23 protein-coding genes are annotated in these 23,830 nt (G+C 66.7%); 5 read left to right on the top strand and 18 right to left on the bottom strand.

Features of this window, described 5'->3' with window-relative positions:
- Positions 1-106: 106 nt before the first annotated feature.
- From ATCM_RS04630 to ATCM_RS04615, 4 genes are read right to left on the bottom strand one after another with little or no spacing between them, the layout of a single operon-like run.
- Positions 107-715, bottom strand: a complete 609-nt coding sequence (locus tag ATCM_RS04630) for an inorganic diphosphatase (protein ID WP_132863077.1) — start codon at positions 713-715, stop codon at positions 107-109.
- 3 nt (positions 716-718) lie between these two features.
- Positions 719-2,065: a metallophosphoesterase gene (locus ATCM_RS04625; RefSeq protein ID WP_243694073.1), complete on the bottom strand. Its 1,347-nt coding sequence runs from the start codon at positions 2,063-2,065 to the stop codon at positions 719-721.
- 23 nt (positions 2,066-2,088) lie between these two features.
- Positions 2,089-3,192 (bottom strand): phytase, encoded by a 1,104-nt coding sequence (locus ATCM_RS04620; protein ID WP_243693955.1) that lies wholly within the window; start codon positions 3,190-3,192, stop codon positions 2,089-2,091.
- On the bottom strand, positions 3,189-5,699 hold the full coding sequence (locus ATCM_RS04615) for a TonB-dependent receptor (protein ID WP_132866069.1): 2,511 nt from the start codon (positions 5,697-5,699) through the stop codon (positions 3,189-3,191). The genes ATCM_RS04620 and ATCM_RS04615 overlap by 4 nt, the downstream gene beginning before the upstream one ends.
- 202 nt (positions 5,700-5,901) lie before the next feature.
- Between ATCM_RS04615 and upp the strand changes: the two genes are divergently transcribed.
- The gene (gene upp / locus ATCM_RS04610; protein ID WP_132863075.1) at positions 5,902-6,534 is read left to right on the top strand and encodes a uracil phosphoribosyltransferase; all 633 of its coding nucleotides are present in this window, start codon (positions 5,902-5,904) and stop codon (positions 6,532-6,534) included.
- Between the two features lie 47 nt (positions 6,535-6,581).
- Here the strand turns inward: upp and ATCM_RS04605 are convergent, their stop codons facing one another.
- The 7 genes from ATCM_RS04605 to rsmD all read right to left on the bottom strand — a co-directional run bounded on the left by ATCM_RS04605 (position 6,582) and on the right by rsmD (position 12,545).
- Complete coding sequence (locus tag ATCM_RS04605; RefSeq protein ID WP_132863074.1) at positions 6,582-7,415, bottom strand: alpha/beta hydrolase; 834 nt, start codon at positions 7,413-7,415, stop codon at positions 6,582-6,584.
- Positions 7,416-7,511: 96 nt separating this feature from the next.
- Positions 7,512-8,402 (bottom strand): MBL fold metallo-hydrolase, encoded by an 891-nt coding sequence (locus tag ATCM_RS04600; RefSeq protein WP_132863073.1) that lies wholly within the window; start codon positions 8,400-8,402, stop codon positions 7,512-7,514.
- Between the two features lie 258 nt (positions 8,403-8,660).
- Complete coding sequence (ggt, locus tag ATCM_RS04595) at positions 8,661-10,391, bottom strand: gamma-glutamyltransferase (RefSeq protein WP_132863072.1); 1,731 nt, start codon at positions 10,389-10,391, stop codon at positions 8,661-8,663.
- A complete protein-coding gene (locus ATCM_RS04590; protein WP_132863071.1) occupies positions 10,388-10,672 on the bottom strand; it encodes a YfhL family 4Fe-4S dicluster ferredoxin in 285 nt (94 codons plus the stop codon). The genes ggt and ATCM_RS04590 overlap by 4 nt, the downstream gene beginning before the upstream one ends.
- A 208-nt stretch (positions 10,673-10,880) precedes the next feature.
- On the bottom strand, positions 10,881-11,372 hold the full coding sequence (locus tag ATCM_RS04585) for a hypothetical protein (RefSeq protein ID WP_132863070.1): 492 nt from the start codon (positions 11,370-11,372) through the stop codon (positions 10,881-10,883).
- 43 nt (positions 11,373-11,415) lie between these two features.
- Positions 11,416-11,922, bottom strand: coding sequence for a pantetheine-phosphate adenylyltransferase (gene coaD, locus ATCM_RS04580; protein ID WP_132863069.1), 507 nt, complete (start codon positions 11,920-11,922; stop codon positions 11,416-11,418).
- The gene (gene rsmD, locus ATCM_RS04575; protein WP_132863068.1) at positions 11,919-12,545 is read right to left on the bottom strand and encodes a 16S rRNA (guanine(966)-N(2))-methyltransferase RsmD; all 627 of its coding nucleotides are present in this window, start codon (positions 12,543-12,545) and stop codon (positions 11,919-11,921) included. The genes coaD and rsmD overlap by 4 nt, the downstream gene beginning before the upstream one ends.
- Before the next feature lie 203 nt (positions 12,546-12,748).
- On the opposite strand from rsmD, the gene htpG reads away from it, so the two are divergent.
- The 4 genes from htpG to ATCM_RS04555 all read left to right on the top strand — a co-directional run bounded on the left by htpG (position 12,749) and on the right by ATCM_RS04555 (position 17,640).
- Positions 12,749-14,653 (top strand): molecular chaperone HtpG, encoded by a 1,905-nt coding sequence (gene htpG, locus ATCM_RS04570; protein WP_132863067.1) that lies wholly within the window; start codon positions 12,749-12,751, stop codon positions 14,651-14,653.
- Between the two features lie 172 nt (positions 14,654-14,825).
- On the top strand, positions 14,826-16,139 hold the full coding sequence (ftsY, locus tag ATCM_RS04565) for a signal recognition particle-docking protein FtsY (RefSeq protein WP_132863066.1): 1,314 nt from the start codon (positions 14,826-14,828) through the stop codon (positions 16,137-16,139).
- A gap of 155 nt (positions 16,140-16,294) precedes the next feature.
- Complete coding sequence (mutY, locus tag ATCM_RS04560; protein ID WP_132863065.1) at positions 16,295-17,350, top strand: A/G-specific adenine glycosylase; 1,056 nt, start codon at positions 16,295-16,297, stop codon at positions 17,348-17,350.
- A 17-nt stretch (positions 17,351-17,367) separates the two neighbouring features.
- A complete protein-coding gene (locus tag ATCM_RS04555) occupies positions 17,368-17,640 on the top strand; it encodes an oxidative damage protection protein (protein ID WP_132863064.1) in 273 nt (90 codons plus the stop codon).
- A 91-nt stretch (positions 17,641-17,731) separates the two neighbouring features.
- Here the strand turns inward: ATCM_RS04555 and ATCM_RS04550 are convergent, their stop codons facing one another.
- The 7 genes from ATCM_RS04550 to sdhA form a co-directional block, all read right to left on the bottom strand.
- Positions 17,732-18,193, bottom strand: a complete 462-nt coding sequence (locus tag ATCM_RS04550; protein WP_132863063.1) for a DUF6491 family protein — start codon at positions 18,191-18,193, stop codon at positions 17,732-17,734.
- A gap of 93 nt (positions 18,194-18,286) precedes the next feature.
- The gene (locus tag ATCM_RS04545; RefSeq protein ID WP_165931120.1) at positions 18,287-19,162 is read right to left on the bottom strand and encodes an ATP-binding cassette domain-containing protein; all 876 of its coding nucleotides are present in this window, start codon (positions 19,160-19,162) and stop codon (positions 18,287-18,289) included.
- Positions 19,155-20,396 (bottom strand): lipoprotein-releasing ABC transporter permease subunit, encoded by a 1,242-nt coding sequence (locus ATCM_RS04540; RefSeq protein ID WP_132863062.1) that lies wholly within the window; start codon positions 20,394-20,396, stop codon positions 19,155-19,157. The genes ATCM_RS04545 and ATCM_RS04540 overlap by 8 nt, the downstream gene beginning before the upstream one ends.
- 23 nt (positions 20,397-20,419) lie before the next feature.
- On the bottom strand, positions 20,420-20,788 hold the full coding sequence (locus tag ATCM_RS04535) for a hypothetical protein (protein ID WP_243693954.1): 369 nt from the start codon (positions 20,786-20,788) through the stop codon (positions 20,420-20,422).
- 31 nt (positions 20,789-20,819) lie between these two features.
- A complete protein-coding gene (locus tag ATCM_RS04530) occupies positions 20,820-21,074 on the bottom strand; it encodes a succinate dehydrogenase assembly factor 2 (protein ID WP_132863060.1) in 255 nt (84 codons plus the stop codon).
- 161 nt (positions 21,075-21,235) lie between these two features.
- Positions 21,236-22,021: a succinate dehydrogenase iron-sulfur subunit gene (locus tag ATCM_RS04525; RefSeq protein ID WP_132863059.1), complete on the bottom strand. Its 786-nt coding sequence runs from the start codon at positions 22,019-22,021 to the stop codon at positions 21,236-21,238.
- Positions 22,022-22,039: 18 nt separating this feature from the next.
- Positions 22,040-23,830, bottom strand: coding sequence for a succinate dehydrogenase flavoprotein subunit (sdhA, locus tag ATCM_RS04520; protein ID WP_132863058.1), 1,791 nt, complete (start codon positions 23,828-23,830; stop codon positions 22,040-22,042).

The raw sequence follows: 23,830 nt of genomic DNA, 5'->3' as shown, positions 1-23,830 counted from the left end.
GAGGGAGCGCGTCCATCACGGGCGTCCCGGCCTTCCCCACGCTCGGCACAAGGACCGAGTATATGCCAGCCTCCACTGGCACATCGTGAAGCCGCGCACGCGCGGCTCAGCGAGCGGGCGAGGTCTGCCCGAATCGCTGCATCGCGGCGCGGATCAGCTGCCGCGCCTCCCCGGCATCGCCCCAGCCATGCAACTCGATCCGGGCACCGGCCGGGAGCTGCTTGTAGACGCGGAAGAATGCCTCGATGCGCTCGCGCTCCATCGCCGGCAGGTCCTGCAGGGTGCGCAGCGCGCTGTAGCTCGGGTCAACCGCATCGCTGGGCACGCCGACGATCTTCTCATCGGCCTGGCCGCGGTCGACCATGCGCAGCACGCCCAAGGGACGGAACCGGACCACGGCCCCTGGCTGGATCGGGAAGCGGGTCAGTACCAGGGCGTCCAAGGGGTCGCCATCGCCGGCCAGGGTGCGCGGCATCGAGCCGTAGTTCGCCGGATAGGCCACGGGCATCGACAGGAACCGATCCACCCGCAACTCACCGTCCTCGCCAAGCTCGTACTTGATCGCGCCACCGGCGGGGATCTCGACCACCAGCAGCACGTCGTCGGGGACCGTCTCCGGCTGTGCCAACCGGATCGGGTGCAGCACGACATCGCCCGCCCAGGCGCCCGGCGGCGTCAACGCCAGCAACAGGACCATTGATCGCAGCACTCGCATCCTTTACTCCCAGCAGCGGTCGTCGCGCCCCTTGGGCGAATGCGGGCGCGGGCAATCACGTTGCGCAATGCGCCCCTTGGTCACTTCGGTGAACCGCCGTGCCTCGCCCCTGCCACGACGAATCTCGAAGGCGTCGTACAGGCGCCCGGTCGCGGTCCGCGCCTCGTAGCGCAGGGTGCGTCCTTCGATCCGCAGCACCTGGAACAACTGGGTGTCCTCGGCCACCGGTCGCATCGTCGCGCGCGCCTGTTCGGACAGGCGGTACTGCTTGGGGCCCGCCACCGAGGAGATGTACTGCGGCAGGTCGCCTGCCTCGTCGGCACGGCGTCCGTAGGTGTGGTCGTGCCCCTGCAACACCAGGTCGACGCGGTGGCGGCGCAGCACCGGGCGCAGCTGCTCGGCCAGCACCGTGTTGTCACGCTCGGCCCGCAGTGGATACAGCGGCTGGTGTACGACGACGATGGTCCAGTGCGGTCGCTCACCGGTGAGCACGCCGTCCAGCCATTGCGCCTGCTGCGCGGCCGTGCCCAGGTCCAGCGCCGAGGTACCGTCGAGCACCACCACGCGCAGGCCCTGGTAGTCGAACCAGTACGTGGTACTGCGGGCCGCGCCCGCACCATTGTCCGGCAACGCGAAGCTCACCGGCCAATGCCGGCCCAGTACGCGTCGTTCCTGCGGGGTGTCCTCGAACTCCTCGAAATACTCATGGTTGCCCGCCGCCGGTGCCACGGCCATTCCCGGCAGCAGCCAGCCGCCCGCGGCGAACCATTCGCCCCATTCGCTGTCGTCCTGCCCGTCGCTGCCGCTGACCAGGTCACCGGCGAACACGGCCAGCCGCGCGTCCGGTGCCGTTTGCCATCCCTGCCGAATCACCCGGCTGACGTGGCTGAGGTTCTTGTTCTGGGTGTCGCCGAAGTACAGCACTGTCAACGGCTGGTCGACGGTACCTGCGGTGCGGAAGTGGTTCCACGCACTCCAGCTGCCCTGCCCCTGCACGCGGTAGGCATACAGCGTGTCCGGCTGCAGGCCACCGACATCGGCGTGGTGGAACTGGGCCGCGCCGTTTTCTGTCTGCAACGCCTGGCTGCGGGCGGTGATGCGCCGCACCTGCCCCATGTCCGGCGAGTCACCGGCCAGGGTCACCTCCAGTACCGCCGCCGCATCCAGCGGCACGCTTCGCCAGGACACCGCAAAACCGGTGGCGGCATCCTGCGCCGGGGAAGCGACGATGCGGTCGGGCATGGCGGTCGCCGCATAGTGCCGGCTCCCCACCGGCACCTGTGTGTTCGGCTCTGCGGCCGGAGCGGCCCCCACCGCCCCGGCCGCGACCCACAAGGCTGCCAGCAGCAGCCACTGCCTCCCGCCCCCGGAACTCACAGCGCGCAGTCCTGCGGCAGCGACAAGGCCTTGGCGATGTCACGCCAATCGAACGCGACCACCCCCTGATCGTCATGCACGGCGTACAGCGCTCCCTGCGGGAAGCGCGCCGATGCCTGCTGGCTGTTCCAGATGCCGTCGGTATTGGCCACCACGTCGCCGTGGAATGCCCCCACCGGTGCCAGCGTCCGGCGGTCGAACAGGTGGAACACGCTGCGATCCTTGCCCTGCTCGGTGGTGATCCACCAGCCACCGTCGCCGCAGGTACGCAGCATCACGCCCTCGGCTTGCGCCTTGAACTGCCCGTTGCCGAACGTGTTGCCGGTGAAGTCACCGGCCAACGTGTAGACCTTGAACTCGCTGGCATAGGTTTCGTCTTCCTCGGCCACCAGCAGGCGGTCATTGGCCGGGTCACCCCAGATCGACTCGACCACGCGCAGCGCGCCCTTCGCCGAGGTGTCGCCGATGCTGCGGACCAACCGCGCCTGCACCGTGCCGTCCCCGACTTCGACGTGGTAGCGACGCACGCGTTCGTTCAATCGCTCCAGCGCCGGCAGGATGTCATTGCCGGCCGCGTCCTCGCCGTCGTCGTAGGAATCGGTGACGTACACGTCGTAGCCGCCCTGCGCCGGGTTCACCCAGAGCCCGTAGGGCTTGCGCAGGTCACCTGCGGCGAACACGCCCAACGGCTTGAAATCAGGCAACTGCAGGACCTGCACGCGATGGTTGTCGCGCTCGACGATGAACACCAGGTCGCCGCTGACGGCGATGCCGTTGGGGCGATCGAACTGCCCCGGGGCGGTACCGGTGCTACCCACGTCACGCAGGTGCTTGCCGCTCTGGCCGTCGTAGACGACCAGCTTGTCGGTGGCCTTGGCGGTGGCGATCAGCCACAGCGCGCCGTCGGCGGCCCGCCAACTGGCGGGCGAGTCGATGTTGTCGGCCGGCGTCATCGGGGTCAGGAAGGCCTCGGTGACGCGGACCGACGGTGCCGCGCCCTCGGCGACGTCCTCGGCACTGGGCGGTTGCGTCGACTTGGCGGTCGGTTGGCAGGCACTCAGTGCCAGCACCAGCGCGGTGCCCAGCAGGGCGGCCCTCACAGTGCCACCTTCAGGCCGATGGCGTAGGTGCGGCCGTACTCTTCATTCTGCAGGGTGCGCGAGCGCACGCCCTGGTAGAGCTCCAGCGGTTCGTCGAGCAGGTTGGAGGCCTCCAGGTACAGGCTCACGTTCTTGCTGAACTTGTAGTCCAGGCTGAAGTCCAGCTGCGTATGCGGCGCAACGTAGATATCGAACGCTTGGCTGTCGCCGATGCTGTCCAGGTATTCGCTGCGGTAGACACCGGCAAGGCGCGTGCTGAAACCGCCCCACTCATAGCCGACATGTGCGCTGTAGACGTTCTTCGAGGCACGCGGCAGGGTGAAGTCGTCGCGCACGCGGTCGGCCATGCCCGGGTCGAAGTCGGTATCCAGCCAGGTACCACTGGCGCCGACCAGCAGGCCCGACCATGCGCCCGGCAGGAACGCCAACTGCTGCTGCCAGTTGAACTCCGCGCCGAACACCTTGGCCTTGTCGCCGTTGAGCGAACGGGTGACATCCATGCCCGGGTAGTCACTGTCGTTCTTGCTGGTCACTTCGACGATGTAGCCGCCGATGGACTTGTGGAACAGGCCCAGCGAGACGATGCCGCTGTCGCCCAGGTAGCGCTCCACCGAGAAATCCAGGTTGGTGGACTCATACGGATCCAGCTGCGGGTTGCCGACGCGCACTTCCTCGTCCTGCACGTTGACGGAAAGGCGCGGCGAGATGTCCCCGAACGACGGACGCGCCACCGTCTTGTTGACCGAACCGCGCAGCACCCAGTTGTTGTCGGTGTCATAGCGCAGGTGCAGGCCCGGCAGTAAGTTGGTGTAGCTGCTGCTGGCCAGTCGCGGCGACACCAGGAGATCGCCATCCTTGTCGACATCGACCTGGTTGCCGGTCGCGTCGAACTGGGTGTTCTCCACGCGCACGCCGCCGATCACGCGCAGCGCGCCGATGTCCCAGGTGCCCATGGCGTAGGCAGCGAGGATGTCCTCGTTGGCGGTGTAGTCCTCTTCCAGCGACGCCATCGTGTTGCCCAGCGCTTCCTTGGAGCGCTCGCTGTACAGGCTGCCATTCTCGGCCCACCAGCGCCGCATCGCCGCCGAACGCATGCCCTGTCCCAGCGGACCGCCGCGGTGGTCGAGCGTCTCGCCGTTCCAGTCGGTCAGGTCGACCGCCGGCCCCTTGCGCAGGTCGGTTTCATCGACGTTGACCGCGCGCTCGCGCCAGCGGCCGAGCAGGCCGAACTTGTAGCTGGCGTGGTCACCGTCGAAGCGGATGTTGACCTGTGCGCTGCGCTCGCTGTCATCCACCTGCTTGGGCGAAAGCACCACGCGGTTGAACGCATAGTTGCTGCTGTCCATCCAGCCGGCATCGCTCAGCGACAAGCCGGGGATGCCGCTGTTCTGGTCGATGACCGCGGACAGGTCGTCGCCGTCGTAGTCGAAGCGCGCCTCCATTTCATCGTTCACGCGCTCGCGGGTCTTGGTATAGCCCACGCGGTAGTCCAGCACCGCGCCGCTCAGGCGGTTCTCGCCACCGAGGCTGCCGGCAAAGGTGTTCTCTTCCTTGGTGCGGTAACGCATGCGCTTGCTGATCGCATCGGCGGGCAACTCATCCACCTGGTAGCGCCCATTGCCCAGCGCGCTGATCTGGCCGTCCTCCAGCGCGAAAACGGTACGCTGGCGGGTTTCGGCATCATCGAAGCGGCTGTACAGGGTCCGCAGGTAGTAGCGGTTGTCCTCGTCCGGGCGCCAGTCGAAGTTGAGGTTGGCACCGGTGCGCTCACGCTCGATGGTGTACTTGCGGCGCTGCAGCTCGGTGGCGACCAGGTCGTCCTGCCGGTCGTCGTCATACGTGTCGTATGCCACTTCGGTGTTGTCCGATTCGAAGGTGCGCTTCTGGTAGTTCACGCCCAGCGCCACGCCGAAGGTGTCGTTGAACACTTCGCTGTAGTTGAACGCCGCCTTCGGGCTGGTCTCGCCGGACAGCTGCTGGTGGCTGGCCTCCACCTTGCCCTTGAGCGAACGGCCATCGCGGTCGAAGGCCGACGCCGATTCCACCACCACGCTGCCGCCGATGGCGTCACCGGGCATGTCCGGGGTGGCCGACTTGACCACGCGCAGGCGCTCGGTCGAATCGGTGGGAATCACGTCCAGCGGGGCCGCACGCGAGGAGTCTTCCGGCGTACCCACGGCAATGCCGTCGATGCTCACGCTGTTCAGCGCGGCGTCCAGGCCACGCACCACCACGAAGCGGCCCTCGCCCTGGTCGCGGGTGACGCTCACGCCCGGCAGGCGCTGCAACGACTCGGCCACGTTCATGTCCGGGTAGTCGCCCATCGAATCGGAGGCCACCGCGTCCTGGATGCCGTTGGCATCCCGCTTGAGCTCCACCGCGCGGGTCTGCGCCTCCAATTGCGGACGCACCTCGACCCGGTCCAGGTCGATTGCCGCCGCAGCGGCAGCCGCGGTCGCCGAGCCATCCGGCCCCACCTGCTGGGCCCTTGCCGGCGCCGATGCCATGCAGGCCACCGCCGTTGCGACCGCCACCACCAGAACACCCTTGCGCACTATTGCCCCCAAACCATGTAAAGGATGGGTGGGCAAGGTATTTCCGAAAGTTTGCATGGGGGTTACAGCCACGCGGCTGCAATGTTTCAGTCACACTGGCCGAGCCGGGATGCAGGCGTCAAACTGTGGCATCTCCCTACCGCGTAGTACCCCAATGAAAATCGTCGAAGTCCGTCATCCGTTGGTCCAGCACAAGATCGGCCTGCTCCGCGATCCGGCCATGAGCACCAAGGATTTCCGCGAGGTCGTCAATGAGCTGGGTACCCTGCTGGCCTACGAGGCCACCGCCGACCTGGAAACCGAGAACCATACCCGCGACGGCTGGGCCGGCCCGGTGCAGGTCCAGCGCATCGCCGGCGCCAAGATCACCGTGGTGCCGATCCTGCGCGCCGGCCTGGGCATGCTGACCGGCGTGCTGTCGCTGATCCCGGCCGCCCGCGTCAGCGTGGTCGGCCTGCAGCGCGACGAGGAAACCCTGCAACCGGTGCCCTACTTCGAGCGCCTGACCGGCCGCCTGGAAGAGCGCGATGCGCTGATCCTGGACCCGATGCTCGCCACCGGCGGCACCCTGATCGCCACCATCGACATGCTCAAGCGCGCCGGCGCCCGCCGCATCAAGGGCATTTTCCTGGTGGCCGCGCCGGAAGGCATCGAGGCGGTCAAGGCGGTCCACCCCGACGTGGAGATCTTCACCGCGGCCATCGATGAGCGCCTCAACGAGAAGGGCTACATCCTGCCGGGCCTGGGCGACGCCGGCGACCGCATCTTCGGTACCCGGGTCGGCTGATCCGGCTCCCTGCCCCCGGACATCCGGGGGCAGCGCTGTTCTCCCCTTCAGCGACGCAGCCACTGCTCTCCAGCCGCTGCCGGCGCAGCCAACGCGGCCCGCGCCTGCGGATCATCCAGCAGCTCGGCCTGCAGGAATGCCGTCCCCAGCTGCCGGGCGCGATCGAACAACGCCTCCGGCTCGCCGCCGATCAGGTTGTGGTCGCCGCCAGCCAGCACCACGCCGGTCTTGTCCCCGGCCGGTGCCGTTTCCACCGCGTACAGGTGATCGGCGGGGTTGCTCACGAAGCCCGGCACCACGTCCTTGTCACCGGTGACCTCCAACAGCGGGACCGCGAGCGAGGCATAGCTGTCCGGCCCGATCAGGCCGGGAATCTTGCCCGGCGAGGAAAAACCCAGCACCGCGACCACGGACGGATCACGCAGCGGCCCCAGCGTGGCCAGCGCACCGCCCAGCGCGGTCGATATCAGCGTACCCAGGCTGTGCCCGGCAGCGGCCACCGGCTTGCCCGGCCAATGCGCGGCAGCGTAGGCGCTGGTGGCGCGCATGTCGCTGAAGCGCTCGCCCAGGCTCTGCTGCAGGGTGAACTTGTCGCGCTCCGGGTACTTCATCGAATCCACGTGGACCGGTGCCAGCACTGCGAAGCCGGCGTCCACCCACGTCTGGAACAGCCGCTCGTAACGCTCCGGCCACGCGCCATGGCCCGATGAGAACAGCACCACGCCACGCACCTGCGCCGGCTCCCATACCGCCATGGTGGTGGAACGCTGCGCGCTCACCTGCAGCGGCTCCACCCGGGACGGGGCCGCCAGCGCCGCGACGGATGGCACCAGCAGCAGCGCGCAGAAGGCGGCACGACGGATCAGGCGGGAAATATTCATGGCATCGACTCCGCATCAAAGGATGGGGTCAATGTCCTCTCCGGCGCCCTTGCGATTCAGTGCCGGAAGTCAGTTTTTTTCGTGCTGTTGGTCAGCTCAGGCCGCCAGCGTGCGTGCCTTCAACTCGCCGACCTCGTGCGCGGTGGCGAAACGGCCCTTCTCGTCACGCACTACCTGTGCCATTGCGCACTGCGGGTCGTGGGTGAAGAACAGGTGCACGTTGCGGGCCAGCTTGTCCTCCAGGAAGGCGCGCTTCTCGTCGATCAGCAGCTCCGCATTGCGGTCGTAGCCCATCGTGATCGGGACATGTACCCAGGAGCGCCCGGGAATAAGGTCGGCGCAGAACACCACGCCGCCGCGCGGCTGGCCGTTGACCTGTTCCGGGCCGACGATCTCGGCCAGCATCAGCCCTGGCGTATGCCCGTCGCTGAAGCTGAAGCGCACCGATTCGCCCAGTGCCTTCGAATGGGCACCCGACACCACTTCCAGCCGGCCACTGGCTTCCAGCAACCCCGGCAGTTCCGGGATGAAACTGGCCCGGTCGCGCGGATGCGGATGGCGGGCACGCTCCCAATGGGCCGCACCGACGACGAAGGTGGCATTGGGGAACAGCAGCTCCGGCTCACGCCCCTCCGACCACGGCGCCAGCAGGCCGCCGGCATGATCGAAATGCAGGTGGCTGAGCACCACCACATCGATGTCCTCGTGCTCGAAACCTGCCTCGCGCAGCGAATCGATCAGGATGTGGCGCGGCTCCATCACCCCGTAGCGCTCGCGCAGCTTGGGTTCGAAGAACGCGCCGATGCCGGTTTCGAACAGCACCGTCTTGCCGCCCAGCGGGCTGGCCAGCAGCGCCCGGCAAGCCAGTTCGATGCGATTGAGTTCATCCGACGGCGACCACTTTTCCCACAACGCCTTGGGCGCGTTGCCGAACATGGCACCACCATCGAGCTTCTGCGAATTACCGCGGATCGACCAAAGTTTCATGTGAAAAATTCTAACCGGCGCACGTTAAATATTCGCAAGTTGTGAGTGGCGAATTATTGACGCGATGGGCCACCGGCACGCCGTGTCCGCCACCCCGCCGGGACGTGTGGCCTCGCTGGCCCCAGCCTCCCGCGACAGGGCCGGCTCGGGTCCACGCCCTGCCCGGCTACCTGCCATGCAGCGGCAAGCACCCGAAGCCCGTCAAAGAAAAACCCCGCTCGAAAGCGGGGTTCCCATCACCACGTCGGTAGCGCCGGATCAGTCGGCCTCGACCCGTGCACTGCCCACCGGGTTACGCGGATCGCTACCGCCGTACAGCGTGTTGGTGCTGCGGTCCCATTCCACCGTCTGCAGGTTGCCCCATACATGGCTGGAGCCACGCCCGTCTGCGGCGCTGTCGCCGGGCAGGTCGATCTTGTGGCCCATCGCCTGCAACTGCTTCACGGTCTCCGCGTCGAAGGTACCGTCCTCGGCTTCGATCAGGTCCGGCAGCCACTGGTGGTGGTAGCGTGGCAGCGCGGCGACCTGCTGCGCGGTCAGGCCATCGTCGTAGCCCAGGATGCCCAGCAGCACCATGGTGATGATGCGGCTGCCACCCGGCGTGCCGATCACCACCACCTTGTCGTCCTTCTCCATGAAGGTGGGCGTCATCGAGCTGAGCATGCGCTTGCCCTTCTTCGGCGCATTGGCCTCGTAACCCATCACGCCAAACGCGTTCGGGGTACCCGGCTTGAGCGCGAAGTCATCCATCTCGTTGTTGAGCAGCACGCCGGTGCCGGCCGGGATCAACCCCGAGCCGTACAGCAGGTTCACCGTCTGGGTGCCGCCGACGCGGTTGCCTTCGGCGTCGATGATGGAGAAGTGCGTGGTCTCCTCGTCTTCCAGCGGCGTCGGGTTGCCCGACAGCAGGTCGCTCGGCGTGGCCTTCTCCGGATGGATGGTCGCGCGCAGGCCCTGCGCGTAGTCGCGGCTGGTCAACACCTTCTGCGGGATGTCGACGAAGTCCGGGTCGCCCAGGAAGAAGGTGCGGTCGCGATAGGCGCGGCGCATCGCTTCCACCACCAGGTGGGTACGGTGGGCGGCGTCCATCTTGCCCAGGTCCCAGCCTTCCAGGATCTGCAGCATCGATGCCAGCGCGATGCCACCGGAAGACGGCGGCGGCGCGGTGGTGATCTTCCAGTCGCCATAGTTGAAGACGATCGGCTCACGGGTCTTGACCGTGTAGCCGGCCAGTTCCTCGGCGGTCCAGCGACCACCGGCCTGCTTCACGCCGGCCAGCAGCCTGCGCCCGGTCTCGCCGCGGTAGAAGCCGTCAAAACCACGGTCGGCCAGTAGCTGCAGCGTATGCGCCAGCTCGGGCTGCTTGAACACGTCGCCTTCGGCGATCGGGCGACCATTGCGCAGGTACACCTCGCGCGTCCCGGGGTAGCGTTCCATCACTTCGCGGCGTGAGGCATAGCCCCGTGCCATGCGCGCATAGACCGGGAAGCCGTCAGTAGCGACACGGATCGCCGGTGCCAATGAATCCTGCAGCGGCAGACGGCCATGCTCGCGGGCCAACTGCACCAGCGCGGCAGGCAGGCCAGGAATACCGGCCGACCAGGCACCATTGACCGAACGGTCGCGGTCCAGCTCGCCCTTCTTGTCCAAGAACTGCTCGGGCGTGGCGGACTCGGGCGCGGTTTCGCGCGCGTCCAACATCAGGTCCTTGCCGGTTTTTGCATCGTGCAGCAGGAAAAAGCCGCCACCACCCAGCCCCGAGCTGATCGGTTCGACCACGGCCAATGTCGAGGACACGGCCACCGCCGCGTCGAATGCGTTGCCGCCCTTGGCCAGGATCTCCATGCCGGCATCGGTGGCCAGCGAATGGCCGCTGGCGATCACCGCACCATCTGGATGGGCCGCGCGCGCCGGCGCGGCCTCCGACGCCCACACGCTCGGGCTCAACAGCAACGCACACAACAACAGGGAACGGGCGATGGGTTTCATGCCTGCGGGTTCTCCGGTTCGTAAAGTTCGGGATGATCACGCTGCAGCCCGTGCAACTTGGCCAGCAACTGATCCTGTGTCTCGGGGATGTCCGGGTCCGGGTCGATGCATTCGACCGGGCAGACCACCACGCACTGCGGCTCGTCGAAATGGCCGACACATTCGGTGCAACGGGCCGGATCGATCACGTAGATCGTCTCGCCCATTGAAATGGCCTGGTTCGGGCAGGCGGGCTCACAGACGTCGCAGTTGACGCAGAGCTCATTGATTTTCAGGGACATGCCACTTCCTGCCTTCCCGTTGCGACGGGACGTTCAACCAACCACGCCGCTCCCGGTGCAGGAGCGGCCTCAGCCGCGAGGCTGACAAGGCTTCCACGAAGGAACGCCTGCAATCACATCATCGCCGGTGTTGCCTGCGTCGCTTCCAACGCCTGCCACCGGCGCCTTGAAGCAAGGCAGGGCCGCATCGCGGCCCTGCCCCATCGCATTACTTGGCTTCGACGAAGATGTAGTCGGCGCCGGTCGGCTTGACGATGGTCTGCACGCGGGCGTTGTCGGCGGCATCGCCGATGAACACCACGCGCACGTTCTTCATCGAATCAGCCTGCACGCCCTTGAAGGCGGCTTCGATCATGTCGGCCATCTTGGCCGAGGCCGAGGAACCGAAGGCCAGCATGTTGCCCGGCTGGATGCCACGGCCGATGGCGGTGGTGGCGCTCTCGACCTGGCGGTCGTACTTGGCGGCGAATTCCGGGTCCGATTCCGGCGGGAGGTAGTACAGGAACGGGCTGGCGGTGATGTTGCCCATGTTCTGCACGGCCACGGCCTGCAGGTACTTCTTCCAGCCCGCATCGTCGTCCTTGGCCGGGGCAACCAGCGCCTGCTGGGCTTCCGCCACCGGAGCGGCCTCTTCCTTCTTGCAGGCGGTGAAGGCCAGCACCATCGAAGCGGCCAGCATCACGCGCATCGTGTTCTTCATGTTTCTTCTCCCTTTTGAGGTTCTGTACGGCTGTTCGGATGTTTCACTTGCCCGCGCGGGCTTCGCGGGCCTTACGCAACGCTTCCAGCACGGTGGCCGGCACGAAGCCGGACACATCGCCCCCCAGCCGGGCGATTTCGCGCACCAGCGAGGAGGAGATGAAGCTGTGCTGCTCCGACGGGGTCAGGAACAAGGTCTCGACCTCGGGGATCAGGTGGCGGTTCATGCTCGCCATCTGGAACTCGTATTCAAAATCGGACACCGCGCGCAGGCCACGCAGCAGCACGCCGCCATGGCAGGCGCGCACGAAATGGGCCAGCAGGGTGTCAAAGCCCACGACTTCCACGTTGTCGTGGTGCTGCAGGGCTTCCACCGCCAGCGACACACGCAGCTCCAGCGGCAGCGTGGGGCCCTTGGACGGGCTCTGCGCCACGCCGACCACGATCTTCTCGAACAGCGGCGCCGCGCGGTTCACCAGGTCGATGTGACCGTTGGTGATCGGGTCGAACGTACCCGGGTAAATGGCAATGCGGCGGTTGGGCGTGGTCATGCGGGTTCAGTCGCGTTCATGTCGCCGCGAAGTGTAACAGTGGCTTGCCGATACAGGGCATAGGCCACATCGCGGGTCCCCCCTTCGCGGTGCAGGCTCCAGCCTGCCGGCAGTGCCGGCATCGATCCGGCCGGGGCCTCCACGTACAACCAGGCATCGTCGGCCAGGTGCCGTGGCAGGCGCGCGATCACCTGTTCCCACAGACCTGCCGCGAACGGGGGGTCCAGGAACACGATGTCGGCCCGCGCCGGCGATGCACTTTCCAGCCAGCGCAGGGCGTCGCCGCTGACCACCTCCACCTGCGCGGCCGCATCCAGCCGGGACACCATGCCCCGCAATGCCGCCACCAGGCCCGGGTCGCGTTCGACCAGCTGCGCCGAGGCCGCGCCGCGCGACACCGCTTCCAGCCCCAGCGCACCGCTGCCGGCAAACAGGTCCAGGACCCGCGCACCGGGCAACTTGGGCATCAACCAATTGAACAGGGTCTCGCGGACCCGGTCGCTGGTGGGACGCAGCCCCTGGACCTGCGGCACCTGCAGGCGGGTATTGCGCCAGCGGCCACCGATGATGCGCACCTGCCCGGTACCCGTCGGCGGCGCACCGCCAGCGCGCCCACGGCTCATGCGGCCCCTCCCGGCAGGGCCAATGGCAACGGTCGGCGAAGGGAAGGCATCGGCAGGCACCCACAGGACAGCTGAATCAGGCCGCAGATGATAGACCAGCCCCCCGTCCCGGGTGCCGACCTTGAAAATCGCCCATTCACCCCTACCCCTGTGTCAGCCGCCGCGCCGGGCGCGGCACCTCAGCCACGGAGCATCCCCGACCGATGAACGCACAGAGCCACAAGGAAACCCGCGGGTTCCAGACCGAGGTGAAGCAGCTGCTGCACCTGATGATCCACTCGCTGTACTCGAACAAGGAGATCTTCCTGCGCGAGCTGGTGTCCAACGCCGCCGATGCCAGCGACAAGCTGCGCTTCGAGGCGCTGACCCGGCCGGAGCTGCTGGAAGGCAACGGCGAGCTGCGCATCCGCATCGAGGCCGACCCGGCCGCCCGCACCCTGACCATCGACGACAACGGCATCGGCCTGAGCCGCGATGAAGCCATCGCCCACCTGGGCACCATCGCCAAGTCCGGCACCGCCGAGTTCCTGAAGAACCTGTCCGGCGACCAGAAGAAGGACTCCAACCTGATCGGCCAGTTCGGCGTGGGCTTCTACTCGGCCTTCATCGTCGCCGACCAGGTCGACGTGTACAGCCGTCGCGCCGGCCTGCCGGCCAGCGAGGGCGTGCACTGGTCCTCGCGCGGCGAAGGCGAGTTCGAGGTGGAGACCATCGACAAGCCCGAGCGCGGCACCCGCATCGTGCTGCACCTGAAGGAAGGCGAGGAAGGCTTCACCGACGGCTGGCAGCTGCGCAGCCTGATCAAGAAGTACTCCGACCACATCGGCCTGCCGATCGAGCTGCAGAAGGAACACCACGGCGAGGAAGGCGACACGCCGGCCACCCCGGAGTGGGAAACCGTCAACCGCGCCAATGCGCTGTGGACCCGTTCCAAGTCCGAGATCTCCGACGAGGAGTACAAGGAGTTCTACAAGCACATCGCGCATGACCCGGCCGACCCGCTGGCGTGGAGCCACAACAAGGTCGAGGGCAAGCTCGAGTACACCTCGCTGCTGTACACCCCGGGTCGTGCGCCGTTCGACCTGTACCACCGCGATGCACCGAAGGGCTTGAAGCTCTACGTGCAGCGCGTCTTCATCATGGACCAGGCCGAGCAGTTCCTGCCGCTGTACCTGCGCTTCATCAAGGGCGTGGTCGATTCCAACGACCTGCCGCTGAACGTCTCGCGCGAGATCCTGCAGTCCGGCCCGGTGATCGACTCGATGAAGTCCGCGCTGACCAAGCGTTCGCTGGACATGCTGGAAAAGCTGGCCAAGGACCAGCCCGAAGCCTACGCCGGTTTCTGGAAGAACTTCGGCCAGGTGCTGAAGGAAGGCCCGGCCGAAGACTTCAACAACCGCGAGAAGGTCGCCGGCCTGCTGCGCTTTGCCTCCACGCATGACGCCAGCGGCGAGCAGAGCGTGGCGCTGGCCGACTACATCGGCCGCATGATCGAAGACCAGGACAAGATCTACTACCTGACCGGCGAGAGCTTCCAGCAGGTCAAGGACAGCCCGCATCTGGAGGTGTTCCGCAAGAAGGGCATCGAAGTGCTGCTGATGACCGACCGCATCGACGAGTGGCTGATGAGCTATCTGCACGAGTTCGATGGCAAGTCGTTCGTGGACATCGCACGCGGCGACCTGGACCTGGGGAAACTCGAAACCGAGGAAGACAAGAAGGCGCAGGAAGAAGTCGCCAAGACCAAGGAAGCCCTCGTCACGCGCCTGAAATCAGCATTGGGCGAGGACGTGGCGGAAGTGCGCGTCTCGCACCGCCTGACCGACTCCCCGGCCATCCTGGCCATCGGCGAGCAGGACCTGGGCCTGCAGATGCGCCAGATCCTGGAAGCCAGCGGCCAGAAGGTGCCGGACAGCAAACCGGTGTTCGAGTTCAACCCGGCCCATCCGCTTATCGAGAAGCTGGATGCCGAGGCCGAGACGGACCGCTTCAACGACCTGGCCCACGTGCTGTTCGACCAGGCCGCGCTGGCCGCCGGCGACAGCCTGAAGGACCCGGCCGGCTACGTCCGCCGCCTCAACAAGCTGCTGTTGGAGCTGTCGGCCTGATTGACCCAGCCCTCACCCCAACCCCTCTCCCGCAAAACGGGAGAGGGGCTTCACGCCCCCTCCCTTTCGCGCAGCGAAGGGGAGGGCCGGGGAGGGGTAAGCCTCACAACCCGCACCGGTAGCACAACCGCCGGTGGTAGCATATGCGTCTGATTTCAGGCCTTTTTCCTCCATGTTCAGCTTTTTCCGCCGCAAGAAGACCGACGACGTCCAACCGCCTGCAAAGCCGTCCACGCTGAGCGCGGAAGACCTGGCCGCCGCATTCCCCAAGGCGCCGGCCGAAGCGTCGGCAGAGGTGGACCTCAGCGAAGCGTTCGTCGAACAACCGGCTGAACCCGCTATCGTCGAAACACCGGCCGCGGCCATCCCGGAACCGGTCCTCGAAGCGGCACCCGCACCGGTGCCGAGCAGCGTTGCCGAGCCGGCAGCTGTCCCCAGCGCCTCCGCTTCCGAGGCAGTCGCCGCGCCCGCCTCCGCTCCGGCCGTTGTCGAAGCGGCCGCTCCCAGCGCAGCCGACAGCGACGACGCCCTGATCCCCGCCAACGCCGCGCCCGCGGCCCCGGCCGGCAAGGTCGGCTGGCGCGACCGCCTGCGCAACAGCGTGTTCGCCCGCAGCTTCGGCGGCCTGTTCTCGCGCAACCCCAAGCTCGACGACGACCTGCTGGACGAGATCGAGACCGCATTGATCACCGCCGACGTCGGCGTGCCGGCCACCACCGCACTGGTGGAGAGCCTGCGCAAGCGCATGAAGTCGCGCGAGTTCGCCGATGCCAACGCCCTGCTGGCCGCACTGCGCGCCGACCTGATCGCACTGCTGCAGCCGGTGTCCCAGCCGCTGGTCATCGACACGAACGCCAAACCCTTCGTGATCCTCACCGTTGGCGTCAACGGCGTGGGCAAGACCACCACCATCGGCAAGCTGGCCAAGCGCTTCAAGGACCAGGGCCACAGCCTGATGCTGGCCGCCGGTGACACCTTCCGCGCCGCTGCTGTGGCCCAGCTGCAGATCTGGGGCGAGCGCAACGGCGTGGCCGTGGTCGCACAGGGCCAGAATGCCGACGCCGCCTCGGTCGCCTTCGACGCATTGCAGGCCGGCAAGGCCCGCGGCACCAGCGTGCTGATCGCCGACACCGCCGGCCGCCTGCACACCCAGACCGGCCTGATGAACGAGCTGAGCAAGATCCGCCGCGTGCTCGGCAAGATCGACGACACCGCACCGCACGAAGTGCTGATGGTCATCGACGGCACCACCGGCCAGAACGCGCTGTCACAGGTGCGCCAGTTCCATGCCGCCGCCGGCGTCACCGGCCTGGTGGTGACCAAGCTGGACGGCACCGCCAAGGGCGGCGTGGTCTTCGCGCTGGCCCGCGAGTTCGGCATCCCGATCCGCTTCGCCGGCATCGGCGAGCGCCCGGAAGACCTGCGCGTGTTCGACCCGGAAGCCTTCGTCGACGCCCTGCTGCCGCAGGCGCTGGGCAGCAACTGACCTGAAGCCCCTCTCCCGCGTGCCGGAGAGGGGGTGAGGGCCCACGGGAGCGAAGCCCCCATGCAGCACCAGCGCCCCCTTACCCTCATCCGCCCCTTCCGGGCACCTTCTCCCGCAGGGAGAAGGGCTTCAAAGTCGCCATCGCCTGCGAGCCCATGCCCAGCTTCCCCAGCCAACTACTGATCTGGTTCGACCAGCACGGACGCCATGACCTGCCGTGGCAGCATCCGCGTTCGCCGTACCGGGTGTGGCTGTCGGAGATCATGCTGCAGCAGACCCAGGTGGCCACGGTCATCCCGTACTTCCACCGCTTCATGCAGACATTCCCCACCCTTCCTGATCTGGCCAGGGCCGACAACGACACGGTGATGGCCAACTGGGCCGGCCTGGGCTACTACGCCCGCGCCCGCAACCTGCATGCCGCGGCGAAGCAATGCCTCGAACGGCATGACGGTGACCTGCCACGTGACTTCGATGCCCTGCTCGCCCTGCCCGGCATCGGTAGCAGCACTGCCGGCGCCATCCTCAGCCAGGCCTGGAACGACCCGTTCCCGATCCTTGATGGCAACGTGAAGCGCGTGCTGACCCGTTACCACGGCATCGTCGGCTTCCCCGGCCAGCCGGCCATCGAGAAGCAGCTGTGGGGGCTGGCCGCAGCGCATGTCGCCCAGGTGCCCGCCGGCCGCATGGCTGACTACACCCAGGCCCAGATGGATTTCGGTGCCACGCTGTGCACCCGCGCCAAACCGGCCTGCATCCTGTGCCCGCTGCAAGGCAACTGCGTTGCCCATGCCGAAGGACAGGTCGATGCACTGCCCACGCCCAAGCCGAGCAAGACCCTGCCCGAGCGCGAGGCCACGGCCTTGCTGCTGGAGGATGCCCAGGGGCGGATCCTGCTGCTCAAGCGCCCGCCGACCGGCATCTGGGCCTCGCTATGGACGCTGCCGCAGGCCGATACCGACGCACTGATGCGCGAATGGTTCGCTACCCACATCCAGGGTGAATACGACAATGCCGAAGAACTGCCGTTGATCGTGCACACCTTCAGCCATTACCGGCTGCACCTGCAGCCCTTGAACGCCCGCAAGGTCGCCCTGCGTGCCCGGGTTGGCGACAATGCCGACCTGCGCTGGGTATCCCGCACGGAGCTGGCCAACCTCGGCCTGCCCGCTCCCATCCGCAAACTGCTTGAGCGCCATCGCGCGCACTGACACCACAGGACCACGCCATGCCCCGTTCCGTCTTCTGCCAGTACGAACAACGCGAAACCGAAGGTCTGGACTTCGTGCCCTACCCCGGCGATCTGGGCCAGCGCATCTTCGCCAACATCGGCAAGCAGGCGTGGGCCAGCTGGCTGGCGCACCAGACCATGCTGATCAACGAAAACCGGCTGTCGCCGCGCGACCCGAAGCACCGCGCATTCCTGGAAGAAGAACTGGTGAAGTACCTGTTCTCCGGCGGTGCCGAGAAGCCTGCCGGCTACGTCGCCCCCGAGGCCTGACACCGGGCAGGACGAGAGGTGCCGGGCCATGCCCGGCACCTGACGCTGCCAGCAACACCCCGCGGCGCCTGGCGCCGCGCTACCGTGTTGGTTACTTGTCTTCGGCCGTCTGGTCGGCGGCACGCTCGGCGACCTTGGCCTCGCGCAGTTCCTTCTCCGACGCCCGCAGCGCCTTCACGTCCAGCGGCTGGATGCTCTCGATGCGGCATGGCACACGACCGACCGGCCCGCTGCCCAACACCACCACGCGGTCAAAGCGCGCCGACACCTGGCCCATCATGTTGGTGATGCTGATGGCCGGCGCGTAGGACAGGTCCATGCATGGCCCACTCAGGCTCAGCAGCCACGCCTCGCTCGGCTTGGTCCATACCGCCAACGCACTGTCACCCAGTTCGGTCCAGCCGTTGAACGAACCGAAGTACCGGAAGCTGTTCACCGGCGCGCCGGCGTGGGCGCGGTACAACTCCAGCCGCTCGCTGCTGCTCAGCTTCCCTGCCGTGGCACAGCCGGCCAAGGCTGCGGCAGCCATCAATGCGACAAGCACCTTCTTCATGGCACGACTCCTCTTACCGGGAAAGAAAACCACGCAACATCCAGGCAGGATCATCCTCCCGTCCGGGTGAATTGGCGAGAAACATCCCCGGCCTCAGACCTCGCTGCGCTCCAGCTGGTGCAGGCGGCCCTCGCGCAGCTCCAGCACCCGATCCAACTTGCGGGCCAGGCTGCGGTCATGGGTGACCAGCACCAGACTGGTCTGGTACCTGCGGTTCAATGCCAGCATCAGCTCGAACACGGTGCCCGCGGTCTTGTCATCCAGGTTGCCGGTGGGTTCGTCACCCAGGATGCAGGCAGGATTGTTGACCAGCGCCCGCGCCACCGCAGCACGCTGGCGCTCGCCACCGGACAGCTCGCCCGGCTTGTGGTGCACGCGATGTCCCAGCCCCACGGCCTCCAGTATTTCGGTCGCCCGTTGACGGGCGGCAACAACCCTCTTCCGTCCACTCCAGTACGAGACGACCCCCATCCCGAGCAGTCCTGCAAGCCACAACCCCAAGGCAAGCCACAGGAAGATCCAGTGCCCGGTCCTGACCGAGGCCAGCGTGGCGAAACAGACCGTCGCAATGCTCGTGGCCACCCAGCGGCGTCCGGGGACAGGGCTCTTCTCATCCAGCATCACCGGCATCATCACGTTTTCCAGCGCGGTGAACTCCGGCAGCAGGTGATGGAACTGGTAGACGAAGCCCAGCGAGCGGTTGCGCAGGCGACCGCGCTCGGTGTCGGACAACGCCGACATCCGGTGCCCGGCCACGTAGACCTCGCCCGCGGTGGGAATATCCAGGCCACCCAGCAGGTGCAGCAGCGTGCTCTTGCCGGCACCGGACGCACCGACGATGGCGACCGTCTCGCCGGGCTTCACGTCCAGGTCCAGCCCATCGAACACCGGCGTGTGCATCTTGCCCTCGGCGTAGGTCTTGCCCAGGCCCTCGGCGCGGATCACGGATTCCATCGGGTTCTTACTCATAACGCAGCGCCTCGGCCGGTTGGGTGCGGGCGGCGCGCCACGCGGGGTACAGGGTGGCGACGAAGCTCATCAGCAACGCCACGGCGGTGATGATGACGATGTCACTGGTCTGCATGTCGGTCGGCAGGCCAGTGATGTAGTACACGTCTTCCGGCAGCAGCTTGATGTTGAAGGCCGACTCGATCAGGCCGAGGATGCGCTCCAGGTTGAGCGTCAGGGTGATGCCACCGAGCACGCCGGCAATCGTGCCGAACACGCCGATCAGCGTGCCCTGCACCATGAACACCTGCATCACCCCGCCCGGGGTCAGGCCCAGCGTACGCAGGATCGCGATGTCGGCCTGCTTGTCGGTGACCAGCATCACCTGCGAGGACACCAGGTTGAACGCGCCCATGGCGATGATCAGCGACAGCAGGATGCCCATCACCGTCTTTTCCATGCGCAGCGAGTGGTACAGGTTGGCGTTCTCCTGGGTCCAGTCGCTGACCCGGTAGTAGCCGTTGAGGTTGATCGCCAGGTCGCGGGCCACGGTGTAGGCCTGGTCCATGTCATGCATCTTCAGGCGCACGCCGGTGACGCCGTCCATGCGCAGCACGCGCTGCATGTCCTGCATGTTGACGAAGGCCAGGCCGCGGTCGACCTCGTTGGAACCGGCCTCGAAGATGCCGCTGACGGTGAAGCGCTTGACCCGCGGCATCGCACCCATCGGCGTGCCCTGCACCTCGGCCAGTGTGGCGACCACGTTGTCGCCCACGTCCACGCCCAGCCACAAGGCCAGTTCCTTGCCCAGCACGATGTTGAACTCGCCCGGTTTCAGATCATCCAGCGAGCCCTTCTGCATCTTGTCGGCAAGCACCGACACCTTGGGCTCCTGCGCAGGATCCACGCCCTGCACGATGGCCCCCTGCACGCGCGGTCCGGCCAGCATGCCCTGGATCTCGATGTAGGGTGCGGCACCGGCCACGCGCGGGTCCTTGATCGCCACATCGATGGCGTGCTGCCAGTTCGTCATCGGCTCGCCATCGGCGCTGACGGTGGCGTGCGCCGACATCTGCAGCAGGCGATCGCGGATTTCCTTCTGGAAGCCGCTCATGACCGCCAGCGTGGTGATCAGCACGGTCACGCCCAGCGCGATGCCGAGGATCGAGGCCATGGAGATGAAGGAGATGAAGCCGTTGCGGCGCTTGGCTCGCAGGTAACGCAATCCGATTGCGACGGGTAAGGGTTTGAACATGCGCGTGTGCCCGGGAAGTGCCGCTATGGTGCCATTGTCCCTGCTTGGCGGGAAACGGCATGGGCGCGCACGGCCAGACGCAGTTCACGTCGTCGTGCCTGCGGCAGGTTGTCCGGCCCGAACAGCAGGCAACCGCGCCGCCTATCGGATTGCCAGCGCAGCAGTACCAATGGCCCGCGTTCGAGCAGTTCCAGCCGGTCCAGCGGCCGGTCGTCCAGCCGCGCCGGCTGCGCGCTGGCGGGGATCAGCAGTTGCACCACCGGCCGCTGCCATTCGCGGCGCACCAACCGCCACGACCCTGCCAGCCCCAGTACGGCCAACGGCCAGGCCACGGGGGCCTGCAGGTCACACGTCAATGCCGCCAAGGCGGCCAGCCCTCCCAGCAGCGTCAACGCGGCCAGCAACCAGCGTGACGGCCGGCACTCACACCGGAAGGGAGCGGATATAGGAGAGCAGCTCTGCCTGCGGCGCATCCGGACAGGCCTCGTAGCCCATGGACCAACGCCACAACTTATCGTCTTCGGTTTCCAGCAACTGCAGGAAAACCGCGCGTTCTTCGGCAGGCGCCTGCAGCCAGCGACGGTCAAGGTAACGGCCGAACAACTGGTCCAGCTCGCGCATGCCGCGCCGGCAACGCCAACGCAGCTTCTTCAACAGGATTTCGTCTTCGGTCTGCATGGCTTCGGATACCTCGGATACCAAAGCCCCTCTCCCGCCGGGAGAGGGGTTGGGGTGAGGGTTGGAGCGAAGCTCCTGCGAAATCGATGGCAGCAGGCGTCGCCCCTACCCTCTTCCGCCCCTTCGGGGCACCTTCTCCCCAAGGGGGAAGGCATAACGCATCAGGCGCGGCGCGCCATCATCAGCTTCTTGATCTCGGCAATCGCCAGCGCCGGGTTCAGGCCCTTCGGGCAGGTGCGGGCGCAGTTCATGATCGTGTGGCAGCGGTACAGCTTGAACGGATCTTCCAGATCATCCAGGCGCGAACCGGTGTCCTCGTCACGCGAGTCGATGATCCAGCGGTAGGCCTGCAGCAGGATCGCCGGGCCCAGGTAACGCTCGCCGTTCCACCAGTAGCTCGGGCAGCTGGTCGAGCAGCACGCGCACAGGATGCACTCGTACAGGCCATCCAGCTTCTCGCGGTCTTCCGGCGACTGCAGGCGCTCGCGGTCCGGCGGTGCCGGGGTCTGGGTGCGGATCCACGGCTTGATCGAGGCGTACTGCGCGTAGAAGTGGGTCAGGTCTGGAACCAGGTCCTTGACCACGTCCATGTGCGGCAGCGGGTAGATCGGCACCTCGGCCTTGCCGCAATCGGCGATGGCGCGGGTGCAGGCCAGCGTGTTGGTGCCGTCGATGTTCATCGCGCACGAACCGCAGATACCTTCGCGGCAGGAGCGACGGAAGGTCAGGGTCGGGTCGATCTCGTTCTTGATCTTGATCAGCGCGTCCAGGACCATCGGGCCGCACGCATCGAGGTCGATCTCGTAGGTGTCGGTACGCGGATTCTGGTCGTCGTCGGGGCTCCAGCGGTAGATCTTGAAGGTGCGCGTGTTCTTCGCGCCGCCCTTGGCGGGGAAGTGCTTGCCCTTGGTGATCCGGGAGTTCTTCGGAAGTGCAAATTCAGCCATGTTCGTAGGTTCCCCGGATCAGTAGACGCGCGGCTTCGGCGGCACGACGGACACGTCATCGCTGAGCGTGTACATGTGCACCGGACGGTAGTCGAAGCTGCACTTGCCCTTGTCGTCGACGGTGACCAGCGTGTGCTTCTGCCAGTTGACGTCGTCGCGGTCCGGGAAGTCCTCGTGCGCGTGGGCGCCGCGGCTTTCCTTGCGCTGTTCGGCCGAGTTGATGGTCGCAACGGCGTTGAGCAACAGGTTGTTCAGTTCGTAGGTCTCGATCAGGTCCGAATTCCAGACCAGCGAACGGTCGGAAACCTTGACGTCCTGGAACGAGTCGAACACCTCGGCCATCTTCTTGCAGCCTTCCTCCAGCGTCTTGCTGGTGCGGAACACGGCAGCGTCGGCCTGCATCGTGCGCTGCATGCGGTCACGGATGACGGCGGTCGGCGTATCGCCATTGGCGTGGCGCAGCTTGTCCAGCAGGCCCAGCGCCTTGTCGCAGGCATCGGACGGCAGGGTCTTGTGCGAGGCACCCGGCTTGATCGTCTCGGCGCAGCGGTTGGCCACGGCGCGACCGAACACCACCAGGTCGAGCAGCGAGTTCGAACCCAAGCGGTTGGCGCCGTGCACCGACACGCAGGCCGCTTCGCCGATGGCGTACAGGCCCGGCACCACGGCATCCGGGTTGTCGCCGACCTTGCGCACCACTTCGCCGTGGTAGTTGGTCGGGATGCCACCCATGTTGTAGTGGACGGTCGGGATCACCGGGATCGGCTGCTTGTGCACGTCGACGCCGGCGAAGATGCGGGCGCTCTCGGCGATGCCCGGCAGCTTCTTGTCGATCACGCCCGGGCCCAGGTGGGTCAGGTCGAGCAGGATGTGGTCCTTGTGCTCGCCGACGCCGCGGCCTTCGCGGATTTCGATGGTCATCGAACGCGACACCACGTCACGCGATGCCAGGTCCTTGTAATGCGGTGCATAGCGTTCCATGAAACGCTCGCCGCTGCTGTTGCGCAGGATGCCACCCTCGCCTCGCACGCCTTCGGTGATCAGGCAGCCAGCGCCGTAGATGCCGGTTGGGTGGAACTGCACGAATTCCATGTCCTGCAGCGGCAGGCCGGCACGGGCCACCAGGCCACCGCCGTCACCGGTACAGGTGTGCGCCGAGGTGGCGCTGAAGTAGGCACGGCCATAGCCGCCGGTGGCCAGCACCACGCCCTGCGAACGGAACAGGTGCAGGGTGCCTTCGGCCATGTCCAGGGCGAGCACGCCACGGCAGACGCCTTCGTCGTCGAAGATCAGGTCGAGTGCGAAGTACTCGATCATGAACTGCGCGTTGTGCGCCAGCGACTGCTGGTACAGGGTGTGCAGGATGGCGTGGCCGGTACGGTCGGCGGCGGCGCAGGTACGCTGCGCGGACGGGCCTTCACCGTACTTGGTGGTCATGCCACCGAACGGACGCTGGTAGATCTTGCCTTCTTCGGTGCGCGAGAACGGAACGCCGTAGTGTTCCAGCTCGATGATGGCCGGGATGGCCTCGCGGCACATGTACTCGATGGCGTCCTGGTCACCCAGCCAATCCGAGCCCTTGATGGTGTCGTAGAAGTGGTAGCGCCAGTCGTCCTCGCCCATGTTGGCCAGCGCGGCGGAGATGCCACCCTGCGCTGCAACGGTGTGCGAGCGGGTCGGGAAGACCTTGGTGATGCAGACGGTCTGCAGGCCCTTCTGGGCCAGGCCGAAGGTCGCACGCAGGCCAGCGCCACCAGCGCCGACGACCACCATGTCGACCTTGTGTTCAGTGATGTTGTAAGCGGACAT

Origin of the sequence: Stenotrophomonas sp. ATCM1_4 (assembly GCF_004348115.1) — a bacterium.
GTDB lineage: Bacteria > Pseudomonadota > Gammaproteobacteria > Xanthomonadales > Xanthomonadaceae > Stenotrophomonas > Stenotrophomonas capsici.
Note: the sequence above shows the minus strand (reverse complement) of the source record. Positions and strands in the feature narration are given on the sequence as shown.

What these genes read in the sequence shown, in the direction of transcription:
- ATCM_RS04590 (WP_132863071.1), bottom strand. Translation starts at nt 10,672, where the DNA reads ATGTCCCTGAAAATCAATGAGCTCTGCGTCAACTGCGACGTCTGTGAG.
- ATCM_RS04530 (WP_132863060.1), bottom strand. Translation starts at nt 21,074, where the DNA reads ATGCAGACCGAAGACGAAATCCTGTTGAAGAAGCTGCGTTGGCGTTGC.
- upp (WP_132863075.1), top strand. Translation starts at nt 5,902, where the DNA reads ATGAAAATCGTCGAAGTCCGTCATCCGTTGGTCCAGCACAAGATCGGC.
- rsmD (WP_132863068.1), bottom strand. Translation starts at nt 12,545, where the DNA reads ATGAGCCGTGGGCGCGCTGGCGGTGCGCCGCCGACGGGTACCGGGCAG.
- sdhA (WP_132863058.1), bottom strand. Translation starts at nt 23,830, where the DNA reads ATGTCCGCTTACAACATCACTGAACACAAGGTCGACATGGTGGTCGTC.
- ATCM_RS04585 (WP_132863070.1), bottom strand. Translation starts at nt 11,372, where the DNA reads ATGAAGAACACGATGCGCGTGATGCTGGCCGCTTCGATGGTGCTGGCC.
- ATCM_RS04615 (WP_132866069.1), bottom strand. Translation starts at nt 5,699, where the DNA reads ATGGCATCGGCGCCGGCAAGGGCCCAGCAGGTGGGGCCGGATGGCTCG.
- ATCM_RS04525 (WP_132863059.1), bottom strand. Translation starts at nt 22,021, where the DNA reads ATGGCTGAATTTGCACTTCCGAAGAACTCCCGGATCACCAAGGGCAAG.
- ATCM_RS04630 (WP_132863077.1), bottom strand. Translation starts at nt 715, where the DNA reads ATGCGAGTGCTGCGATCAATGGTCCTGTTGCTGGCGTTGACGCCGCCG.
- ggt (WP_132863072.1), bottom strand. Translation starts at nt 10,391, where the DNA reads ATGAAACCCATCGCCCGTTCCCTGTTGTTGTGTGCGTTGCTGTTGAGC.
- ATCM_RS04600 (WP_132863073.1), bottom strand. Translation starts at nt 8,402, where the DNA reads ATGAAACTTTGGTCGATCCGCGGTAATTCGCAGAAGCTCGATGGTGGT.
- htpG (WP_132863067.1), top strand. Translation starts at nt 12,749, where the DNA reads ATGAACGCACAGAGCCACAAGGAAACCCGCGGGTTCCAGACCGAGGTG.
- coaD (WP_132863069.1), bottom strand. Translation starts at nt 11,922, where the DNA reads ATGACCACGCCCAACCGCCGCATTGCCATTTACCCGGGTACGTTCGAC.
- ATCM_RS04550 (WP_132863063.1), bottom strand. Translation starts at nt 18,193, where the DNA reads ATGAAGAAGGTGCTTGTCGCATTGATGGCTGCCGCAGCCTTGGCCGGC.
- ATCM_RS04605 (WP_132863074.1), bottom strand. Translation starts at nt 7,415, where the DNA reads ATGAATATTTCCCGCCTGATCCGTCGTGCCGCCTTCTGCGCGCTGCTG.
- ftsY (WP_132863066.1), top strand. Translation starts at nt 14,826, where the DNA reads ATGTTCAGCTTTTTCCGCCGCAAGAAGACCGACGACGTCCAACCGCCT.
- ATCM_RS04540 (WP_132863062.1), bottom strand. Translation starts at nt 20,396, where the DNA reads ATGTTCAAACCCTTACCCGTCGCAATCGGATTGCGTTACCTGCGAGCC.
- ATCM_RS04545 (WP_165931120.1), bottom strand. Translation starts at nt 19,162, where the DNA reads ATGAGTAAGAACCCGATGGAATCCGTGATCCGCGCCGAGGGCCTGGGC.
- mutY (WP_132863065.1), top strand. Translation starts at nt 16,295, where the DNA reads ATGCCCAGCTTCCCCAGCCAACTACTGATCTGGTTCGACCAGCACGGA.
- ATCM_RS04555 (WP_132863064.1), top strand. Translation starts at nt 17,368, where the DNA reads ATGCCCCGTTCCGTCTTCTGCCAGTACGAACAACGCGAAACCGAAGGT.